The 10,197-nt window shown below is 66.6% G+C and carries 7 protein-coding genes; 4 read left to right on the plus strand and 3 right to left on the minus strand.

Annotated features, from left to right (window positions below; translation table 11 throughout):
* Window positions 1-383: 383 nt before the first annotated feature.
* Window positions 384-3,293: a tetratricopeptide repeat protein gene (locus LCD33_RS21085; RefSeq protein WP_224967746.1), complete on the minus strand. Its 2,910-nt coding sequence runs from the start codon at window positions 3,291-3,293 to the stop codon at window positions 384-386.
* 376 nt (window positions 3,294-3,669) lie between these two features.
* Here LCD33_RS21085 and LCD33_RS21090 point away from each other — a divergent pair, with 376 nt between their 5' ends.
* A complete protein-coding gene (locus LCD33_RS21090; RefSeq protein ID WP_224967744.1) occupies window positions 3,670-4,911 on the plus strand; it encodes a hypothetical protein in 1,242 nt (413 codons plus the stop codon).
* Window positions 4,912-4,960: 49 nt separating this feature from the next.
* Here LCD33_RS21090 and LCD33_RS21095 read toward each other — a convergent pair whose 3' ends face one another.
* Both LCD33_RS21095 and LCD33_RS21100 read right to left on the minus strand, forming a co-directional pair.
* Window positions 4,961-5,296, minus strand: coding sequence for a hypothetical protein (locus LCD33_RS21095; protein WP_224959904.1), 336 nt, complete (start codon window positions 5,294-5,296; stop codon window positions 4,961-4,963).
* An 82-nt stretch (window positions 5,297-5,378) separates the two neighbouring features.
* Window positions 5,379-7,658: a tetratricopeptide repeat protein gene (locus LCD33_RS21100; protein WP_224959903.1), complete on the minus strand. Its 2,280-nt coding sequence runs from the start codon at window positions 7,656-7,658 to the stop codon at window positions 5,379-5,381.
* Window positions 7,659-8,084: 426 nt separating this feature from the next.
* On the opposite strand from LCD33_RS21100, the gene LCD33_RS21105 reads away from it, so the two are divergent.
* The 3 genes from LCD33_RS21105 to LCD33_RS21115 are packed head-to-tail and all read left to right on the plus strand — an operon-like array spanning window position 8,085 to window position 10,008.
* Window positions 8,085-8,399, plus strand: coding sequence for a hypothetical protein (locus LCD33_RS21105; RefSeq protein WP_224967742.1), 315 nt, complete (start codon window positions 8,085-8,087; stop codon window positions 8,397-8,399).
* Window positions 8,399-9,409: a dihydroxyacetone kinase subunit DhaK gene (locus LCD33_RS21110; protein WP_224959901.1), complete on the plus strand. Its 1,011-nt coding sequence runs from the start codon at window positions 8,399-8,401 to the stop codon at window positions 9,407-9,409. Before LCD33_RS21105 ends, LCD33_RS21110 begins: the two co-directional genes overlap by 1 nt.
* Complete coding sequence (locus tag LCD33_RS21115; protein ID WP_224978191.1) at window positions 9,406-10,008, plus strand: DAK2 domain-containing protein; 603 nt, start codon at window positions 9,406-9,408, stop codon at window positions 10,006-10,008. Before LCD33_RS21110 ends, LCD33_RS21115 begins: the two co-directional genes overlap by 4 nt.
* The last annotated feature ends 189 nt before the right edge of the window (window positions 10,009-10,197 follow it).

Below are 10,197 nucleotides of genomic sequence, written 5' to 3' on the forward strand. Positions count from 1 at the left end.
TTTTGCTCACCGCGCTCAGCTTCTCCGATTACCAAAGCTACGCGAACGCGAACCCGTACTGCCCGTACCAGGAAGAAACCGCGAGCATAGCCGAATTCGCGGCACCGACGACCACCGAACCCAACAGCAGGCGAAATGCGGGGGCGTTGCCACCGCGACGCCGAAAATAGCGCATACAACTTCTCCGAAAATGTTGTGCAGCTCGCACAAATGCGAGACGGTAGGTTAACCGCTACCCCGGCCGGGGTACCCCGTCCGTGAGGTTCCGCCCGAGGAGTTGATCTAGCTAACCACACCGCGTGGCGGCCTTGAAGTCGGGGGTGCACTGAGGAACTGAGACAGTCTCACATTAGGGAGCAGTAGAAACGCTGCGGAATCGACGGTCAGATGTCTTCAACTCCGAGCCCCTTCAGGCGATCACGGAGAGTGACCCAGCGCCTGTCCTTCAGCCCCTTGTGGATCTCCAGCGCCTCACGCCAGCCTTCGACCGCCTCACCCTCACTACCGGCTTCTAACAGAATCGTCGCGAGGAGATCGAGCGCGCGAGCACGACAGGGAAGGTCCCCGGTCTTCCAGGTGACACCGATCGACTCCCTTGCAAGTTGCGCAGCATCTCGGAGCCGCATCTGCTTCAAGCCGATCTGCGCCAGCAAGCAGTACGTTTCCGCCAACGTCGCCAGATCATGGCATCTCAGATTGTGCTCGAGCGCCTCATTCCCATAGTCCAAGGCGGTTTCGAGCTCACCTCGATCAGCATGAAGAGCACCGATCTCGCTCAGCGCTTCACCGATTCCCTGCACGTTCCCGACCTTGCGGTGCAGAAAAAGAGACTCCCGGAACTGCCTGCTCGCTTCACGGGGGTCTCCGCACTCCTTGGCCAATCGACCCATTCTGCGGAGCACACCAGCGTGCACGTGGTCAAGGTGATGTTCGATGGCGACCTCACGTGCTTCGCCGTACAGGCGGGTCGCACCTTCGACGTCACCCAGGTGGCCGCGCACCGAGGCGAGGTTGTGCAAGGCCACAGCCAGACCGTGGTGATCGTCGAGCTGTCGGCACAGGGACCGTGCCTCGGTGAAGTTCTCCTGCGCACGCTCTAGGTCCCGCAACATCAGCTGGTTGTAGCCGAGGTTGATGATCGTGCCGATCAAACCTTCACGATCGGACACCGACATCGTCGAAGCTCTCGCCAGCCCGAGGCAAGTGAGCGCATCGTTGTACTGCCCATGTCTTTTGAACGGTTCGTTGAGCGTATTCGCCAATCGCCACGTGTGGTGGGGAAAGCCTCGATCGTGGGCAGCACGGACGATGGCCACCAGCACGCGGTGGTTGTCCACGAACCAGCGGATCGCCTCCCGCTCATCGGCGAACTCACGCCCGGGCCGGAGGACCGGCGCGAGCAACGGTGGAACCCCTGGACGGTGTTTGAACAGAACGCGTTCGGCACTGGTCGCGCAGTTCAGGTACCACTCGATCATCCGAGCTGTCGCCGCACGTCGCTCGACCATTGGCTCATCCGCATCCGCCTGCTCGGCAGCGAACTCGTGGAGCAGATCGTGGATGTGGACGCTGCCGGATCGATCGTCCAACAGGTTGGCTTGGATGAGCTCTTCGATGAGGTCTAAGGTGTCCGGACGCGAGTCCCCCGTCATAGCGACGATCACGTCGAGGGATACTTCAGGCAGTGGGTGAAGCCCTAGGAGCCGAAAAAGACGGCAAGCCTTCGGCCGCAACGCGCGGTAGGAGAGCAAAAAGTTGGCACGCAGACTGGAGTGCCCGGCTCCGGCCGACTCTCCCATCGATAGCATGCGGTGTTCTTTCGCGAGGAAGTGGGCGATTTCAGCAAGCGGCGTGCGTGGGCGATCTTCGATGTGCTTGCTGAGGAGTCGAAGAGCCAGCGGGATCCCGGAGCACAGCCCGACGAGACGCGTCAGCGCCTCCGGCTCCACATCACAGCGATCGCCGATGGACTCCCGCAACCAGGCATGGGCCGTCTCGGTGTGCACGGTGGTGACAGCGACTTCCTCAGCCGACCAGTGCACCGCAAGATGGGCGAGACGCCGTCGGCTCGTGATCAGCAGCAAGGAATCCGGCACGAGGTCCAGCAGTGGTGCTATCTGATCTTCGTCGGCGACGTTGTCCAGCAGGATCAGGGTGTGCCGCCCGGTCAATACCGTGGCGAGCTTCGTCCGCTGCATCTCCTCATCGGTGAGCGCCTCGGCATGCGCGTTGAAACCTTGCAGGAGTCGCCGAATGAGTTCTGCGGCCTCCATCCGCGGGGCACGGGCGAAGCCGCGCATGTCGACGTAGAGACCACCGTCGAACCGATCCCGTGATCGGTACGCCCAGTGGAGGGCGAGCGCGGTCTTGCCGATTCCCGCAGTGCCGGTGAGCACTACGATCTTCGCGGCTAGGCCGTGATCGGTCATGCGGCTGAGGTCGGCGATGACTCTCTCCCGACCGGCAAGCCTTTCGCGGTCGTGTGGGAACCGCCATACCGGATCTCGGTGCTGCGGCGCGCTGTCCCCTTCTCGTCTCGGCTCAGGGACGAGGGCCTGCTGTCTGTTCATGTAGGCACGGAGGGCGTCGGCCTCGTCCTCCAGCCCGTGCTCGCGCAGGTTCCGCCGGGTGACGAAGTAGTGCAAAGTCGCCTCATCGCGGCGATGCATGGCGTGGAGGGCGTCGACCCGGCGCATCGCAAGCGTCACCTCGAGTTCGTACTCGACCGACAGGTCGTCGAGGTGCAACAGCACTGCCTCCGGCTCGCCGAGTGCTAGCTGACTCTCGGCAAGTCCGTTGATGGCCGGCAACACCAGGTTCTTCCGAACCTTGTGGCGGAATTCTTGTGCAGCTGCGGTGTCCAAGTCGAGGATGGGCGGCTCGTTCGACAGTTCGAGAGCTTCGTGCAGCAGACCTCTCGCACGTTCGTGGTCCCTGTCCCGCAGTGCGGAACGTCCGGCGGCCAGCAGGTCACGTGCCCGGTGGTAATCGATGCGGTCAGCAGGAACGTCGAGCCGGTAGCCGTGATCGATGTGGCGCAGCTCGTAGGGTGGATCAGTGAGTTCCAGGACTTGACGCAGCCGCGTCACGTAGTTCGTGAGGCTCTTGGACGCTTTCACCGGATCGGCTTCCTGTCCCCACAACCAATCCACCAACGCGGGGACTCGGATCGTCCGGCCAGGCCGCGTCAGCAGAACGCCCAGCAACCCCCTCACCTTCGCGGACTGCCGCCACCCCTGCGGTGCCTCCCCTGCCAAGCGAACCCAGACCGAGCCGCAGATCTTGAAATCCACCAGCGCCCCCTCCCGCTGGTCGAGACCTATCCTCGTGACTCCCAGTGTTCTCAGCACGAGTGGCCGTCACAGCGTCCATTCGCAGTAAATGCGTGCGCCACCCATAGGAAATCAACCATCCTTACAGGGAACTGACAGCGTTCTGCCAGTGTTCCCACCACGCCTTCCGTGATTATTCCACCGGGCACGCCCGAATGATCTACGCGGAGCCGAACACGCCAGCCTCAAGATCCACTCCCCCGCGCTGAGCTGCGGATTTCATCAAATACCCGTCTCGGCTGAAGCCAGACCACCGAACACCGCCACGCACCATTCAGGGGACGAATCCGTTCTCCGGCATTCACGACGTGCCGGATCCTCAGGAAGGCGGCACGTGATGACGAAGTGGATCAACGGTCCGATCGGGATCGGATCGCAACAACGGCGAAGCCGGGGAGATCTTCGGACCGTCCTCGTCATGGTTCCTCACCTGGTGGCGGGAACCCGGTTGATGGACTTCGTGCCGCTGCTCGAGAGCGACCATCGAGTCGAAGTGGTCTTCACCGTGCCGGACGCGATCGCAAGCTGGGACGGAGCAGAGGACTTCGTGCGGGCGCAAGGTTGCTTCGTCCTGCCCTGGCAACAGGCCCTGCAACACCGATTCGACCTGGTTCTCGACGCGAGCAGGAGTGACACGGATCCCGCGAACGGCCCGCTGCTGGTCACCCCGCACGGTGCGGGGGCGCTGCGCTCTCGTCTCCGCCCCCGCAAAGGTGGCGCGGGAGCACTGCCAACGCACGGGCTGGTTCGGGAGGAGCTCATCAAGCACGGCCGGGTCATTCCGTCATCGCTGGTTCTCAGCACCGACGAGGAGCTCGATGCCTTGCGCTCGTCCTGCCCGGAAGCCCTGTCCGCTGCGTTGGTCGCAGGTGACCTGTGCCTGGATCGCATGGACGCGAGCCGGCCGTTTCGCCCGCACTACCGGTACGCGCTCGGCGTTCGCGAAGACCAAATACTCGTCGTGATCAGCTCCACGTGGTCCACCGAGTCGTTGTTCTGCCAACGTCTGGAGATGTACCGACGGGCCGTGGACGAACTGGATCCCGATCGGTACCGGGTGGCGGCGGTAGTGCATCCGAACGTGTGGACCGTGCACGGCAGACGGCAGGTCCGGGCCTGGTTATCGGAGTGCACCGGACGCGGAATGGCGCTCCTGCCGCCGGAAGAAGGTTGGCGCGGTGCGATGGTCGCCGCCGACGCCGTTCTGGGGGACCACGGATCGACCACCCAGTACGCAGCAGCATTCGGAACACCCACCCGGTTGGCGACGTTCCCCGACGACAACGTCCGACGTGGCGGACCGGCCGAAAGCCTCGCCAGGCTGGTGCCCCGCTACGAAGAGGACCGTCCGCTCGCCGAACAGATCGACGAGACCATCGCCACGGCGCGTCCCGAGATCACCGAGAGGATGCGCGCCCTGCTCACCTCCCGCCCCGGGAGAAGCGCACGCATCCTCCGGCAGGAGATGTACCGGCTCCTGGGCTTGACGGAGCCGACACACAACGCACCCCTCGCTCCAGTTCCCCTCCCCAGGCCGGTCCCCGCGGCTTTGAGCATCGCGATTCCGGAGGTGCGCTGATGCTCAGCGATCACATCCGCCGTCGATTCGCGGCGCCGCCCCCCGCTGCTCACTCCTTCACACGACGGTCTCTGCGCTGCACCGAACGTGCTGCAGGAACCCTGTCGGTGAGTTGGCAACGGTACCGTTCGTCGAACTCGGATTTCTCGATGTGCGACCTCTCGGCGGCTTCCGCGCGATGGAGGCCGTGCGCTGACGTCCTCTTGGCGCGTTCAGGACTCGCATCGGCCTTCGACGACGCAGCAGAGCTGCACCAGCGGTTCCCGGCATCCGCCTTAATCGTCACCCGAACCAGCGCGACCACCTGCCTCCTGACCACCCCGATTTCGGCGTTGCACGTGGGTTGTCCACCGCTCGGCCCCTTGTCCGGCTGGTTGTGCGGCATCGTCGCCGGGTATCTGCTGACGTCGAATTCGGACTGTGCCGATCCGGCCTCGCCTCCGGTCCGGGGAGAAGCACGTGGGGGTTCAGCGCTCCGAGGTGCCCGTCCCTTGATTCAGGCGCATTTGGATCGACGCGGCGGAGGGGTGCTGCGATTGGCGGTAGAGCCCCTCGGCGATCTCCAAGTGTTCCCGTGCACTCGCGGCGTCGCCCCCTCTTTCGGCGACCGTGGCGAGTTCGACGTGGACGTCAGCCACGTATGAGGGCGATCCTGAATCGGCCATCCCTTCCAGCGACGCACGCAGCGCGTCCCCTGCTTCTTCCAGCCGTCCTTCCTCGAGCTGAATCCGTCCCAGAACGGTGAGCGCTCGTGCGCGGCCGCGTTGATCGCCGATCTCGGAGAGGAGATCGATCGATTGCCTGAGGTGTTCGACCGCCTCCTCGTACCGGTGGAGATCAGCGAGGACCGCACCGAGGCGTCGCAGCCGCAATGCGATGCTGCGGCGGTTCCCGGCCCCTTCGGCCAGCCGGAGAGCGCGTCGCAGGTATGCGAGCGCCTCGTCGAAGCGCTTCTCGCCGCGAGCGGCCTTGGCGAGCTGTGAAAGCGCGGTGGAGATGCTGTTGGCGTGGCCGGTCTCCTCCGCCAAGGACAACGCGGGCGCGCACACGTCGGCTGCCTCCTCATACCGCCCCAGATCGAGGTAGGCGAATCCGAGCTGGCATCGGACGCGAACCTCCCCGAGCGGAGAACCGACCCGCTCGGCAGCTCCGAGAGCGGCGCGATGGGACTGGATCCAGTCGTCGTACCACTTCCGGTACAAGAAGAAGCTCCACATCACCTCGCACCACTGCCACACCAATTCATCCCATCCGAGCTGCAACCCCGAGTGGAGGACGGCCAGCAGGTTGCTGCGCTCCCGCTCGTACCAGTCCAACGCGGCTTCTGCGGAGGCGAATCCGGCCGAACGGTCCGTCGCCGAACGGTCCGTATCGGACGCGAAAATCGATCCCAGGCGCTCGCGCAACGGGTTCACCGCTCGGTCCGCCTCCGCCGCACGTCCCAGGTACCAGCACATCGCAAGCCGACGGGCCGCATCGCGCTGCTCCGCTGAGTCCTCACGCTCGCCGCATAGCCGAGCGTGCGCACGGATCAAGTCGTGGAAGCGGAAGCGACGAGATTCCTTCTCCACCAGAAGATTCGCCTCCACCAGCTCCCACACCGGATCACGAACGTCGTCAACGTGCGGCCCCACCACAGCTCGAACCAGCTCGGAGGAGAAATCTTCACCCGGGCACACGGACAACGCACGGTAGACGAAGGCGGCCTGCTCGGATACGGCCTCGTAGCTGAGGTCGAACACCGACTCCATTGACACGTCATCGTGCAAGGACAATGCCGAAAATCGATCGTCCACACTACTCAACTGCTCTACGACATCCGATATCGACCAGCCAGGATGGGTTGACATCCGGGCGCCGACGACCACGATCGCCAAGGGAAAACCACTGCACAGGCGCACTAGTTCCAGCGCGATCTCCGGCTCACCGTCCACGCGGTTCTCCCCGATCACTTCCGCGAGTAGCCGCATGCCCGAACTTTCCGCCAGTGGCCCGACGTCCAGGAAGCGAGCACCGTCCAGCGCCAATCCCGCAAGCCGGGCGCTGCTGGTCACCACCACCAACGAGCCGGGTGAGTTCGGCAACAACGCACGCACTTGGGCGGCCGATGTGGCGTTGTCGAGCAACACCTGCAACGAGCGACCCGCGGTCATCGACCGGTACAACCCTATTCGATCGGCGGGCTCGATCGGGATGGATTCGGACGGAACCCCCAGCGAACGCAGAAAACGACCGAGAATCTCACTCGCCGAAACAGGCTCGCCTGACCCGTCAGTGCCGAGTTCCGCGTACAGCTGCCCTTCGGGAAACTCATCCGACCGGGAGTGCATCCAAGACGCGGCCAGTGCGGTCTTACCGATACCTCCTGACCCGCTCAGCGCAGCGACGGTCAACCTCCGATCCCCCCGCGACAGCCAGCCATCGAGCACCCCGAGCTCGTGGTTACGGCCGAGTAGAGGGTCCGGCCCGTACGGGACCTCGTGCGGGAGGGGGACGTCACCGCTCGCCGAAACCGCGTGGAAGTGCACGTTGCCGTGCACGACGCCGGTCTGGACGACCGATCCGCGCACGTCGGCGGACGTGGAATTCCGGACGCCTTGTCGGTCGCCTCGGCCCCGACTCTGGCCCGCTGACTCCTCGGGCATCCCATCCCCCTCGATTTGCAGACGCACCGCCGAACCATTCAAACACCGCGTACATCCCAGCAAAACCGCAACCGAGATGAATTTAGCACTCAACTCACTCACCCGATCGGACCATCCATCGTGGCGAACAAACAACCCCCGGCCACAAATCAATTCCACGAGATACTTTCGAAGACGCCATTCCCCACAATCGATCCGCTAGATGCAGATATCGGCATCAGCCGCGCGCAACCCGTGCCGGACGGGCAAAGCCTCCGGAGGTACGCGATCGCCGAAGGGTTACGGCCAAGAGAGGCAAAGTGGTGATCCGGTAGCGCTCGGCGATCCGACGGGTCTCGACGACGAGTTCGAGCAGCTGGGAACGCAGTACTCGGGAAGGTTCGCGCCTTCGTTCTCCAAGACGAGTGGGACGGCGCGGCGCGCGGCGAGCCACGGCTTCGCCTCCTCGGGGCCGTCGGCGACGACCATTTCGGCGCCCTCCGCGGTGCTGGGCAACGACCCCGACGCCCCGGTCTGGGTGATCGCGGTGTGTCTGTCGCGTTCTTCGCGCAGGGGACGAACACCATCGGCTGTACGCTGGCCTCGGAGATCGCCGCGCTGCGGATGATGGGACTCTCCGGAAGCGTGTTCGGATTCTTCCCGAACCTCGGTGGCGCTACGGTGCCGATCGTGGTCGGCACGATCCTCGACCTCACCGGCTCCTTCAACAGGACGCTGCTGTTCGTCGCCGCGCTGGCCGTGGTGGAGTTGCTGGCCTACCTCGTGCTCATCGACGAGGTGGACCGCCTCGAACCGAGGTCCGCTGTCCGAGCACCGACCGCTCCCGTCCAGGAGGTCCGCTGATGCCCCTTCCCTTCCACCCGTCCGACGGCGATCCGGTGCCGCCCGCGCTGCGCGGGTTCGCCAGCGCGCACGCGCACCTCGTGGAGCTGCGCGAGGGACCGGCCCATCTCGTCGCCCGGCACCGCGATCCGGCCCGCCGGGTCGGCCTGGTCTCCGGCGGCGGTTCCGGGCACGAGCCGTTGCACGCCGGGTTCCTCGGCCGCGGGATGCTCGACGCCGTGGCACCGGGCAGCGTGTTCGCCTCCCCGCACAACAAGCAGGTGCTCGCGGCCAGCCGCGCCGCCGCCGGGCCGGACGGCGTCGTGCACGTGGTGAAGAACTACACCGGGGACCGGATCAACTTCGGCATCGCCGCGGAGCGCCTGCGCCTGGAAGGCGTGCAGGTCCGGCGGGTGCTGGTGGACGACGACCTGGCCACCGAATCGGCCGACACGGCGACCGGGCGGCGCGGCACCGCGGCGACGGTCGTGGTGGAGAAGCTGCTGGGCGCGGCGGCGGACACCGGACTGGGCCTCGACGAGCTCGCCGAGCTGGGCGGGCGGTTCGCCGCGGCCTCGCGCAGCCTCGCGGTCGCGTCCCGCGCGCAGACCTCCGCGCACACCGGGGAACCGTCGTTCGCGCTCGACGCCGGGGAGCTGGAGCACGGCGTCGGCATCCACGGCGAGCGGGCCCGCAAGACCGTCGCCCGGCCGCCGCTGGAGGAACTGGTGGAGAAGCTGCTCGACGAGCTCGTCGCCGGGCTGCCGCCGGGGCCGGACCGGGTGGTCGCGGTGCTCAACGGGCTCGGCGGTACCACCCAGCTGGAGCTCTACGGGCTGCACGACCTGGTGTCCGACGGGCTCGCCCGCCGCGGGCTGGAGGTGTCCGGTGCCCTGGTCGGCACCCTGGTGCCCGCGCTGGACATGGCCGGGTTCTCGGTGACGGTGACCAGGATGGAACCGGACTGGTGGTCCTGGTGGACCGCGCCCGCGATCACGCCCGCCTTCCCGCGCACCTCGGAGGAATCATGATCGAGCAGGAGACGGTGCTGCGCCGGTTCGCCGCCGCGGTGGAGGACGCGCACGCGCAGCTGACCGAGCTGGACCAGCGCAGCGGCGACGGCGACTTCGGTGACAACCTGCGCACCGGGGTGCGCACCGCCGTGGCCCGCTTCGACGCCGACGGCGGTTCCGCGCTGGGCGCGCTCGGCGAGGTGTTCCTGGACGAGGTCGGCGGCACCAGCGGCCCGCTGTTCGGGCTGCTGTTCACCGAGATCGCCCGCGGGCTCGCCGAGTCCGACGACCTCGCCGGGTTCCGCGCCGGGGCCGGTGCGGGGCTGGCCGCGATCCAGCGGGTCGGGGAGGCCGGGGAGCGCTACCGGGCGCTGGTCGACGCGCTCTCCCCCGCGGTCGACGCCGCCGAGCAGGGCTTTGCGGCCGCCGCCCGCGCCGCCGCCGAGGGCGCGGCGGGCACCGCGCGGCTGCGGGCCCGGATGGGCCGGGCCAGCTACGTCGGCGAGCGGGCGCTCGGCGAACCGGATCCCGGTGCGCTGGGCATCGCCCTCCTGTTCTGGGCGTTCGCCGCCGCCACCGAGCCGGCGGACGCCCCGGCCGCCCCGCTGCCCCGCTGAACGCGAGGTGGCCGGCCCGCTCGCCCGAACTCGCGGTCGAGCGGGCCGCTCACCTGCGGCGCAGCACCTCGCCCGACCCGGATGAGCGGCCCGGTCGGGCGACTGGGCGGTGCGGATCGCCGGAGGCGTGCACGGCTCATCGCGGCTCCGGGGAGTGCTGCTCGTCCGGGTGGGCGGGGAATGAATCAC

The organism is Saccharopolyspora sp. 7B (assembly GCF_020177435.1).
In the GTDB taxonomy this organism is placed as follows: Bacteria; Actinomycetota; Actinomycetes; order Mycobacteriales; family Pseudonocardiaceae; genus Saccharopolyspora_C; species Saccharopolyspora_C gregorii.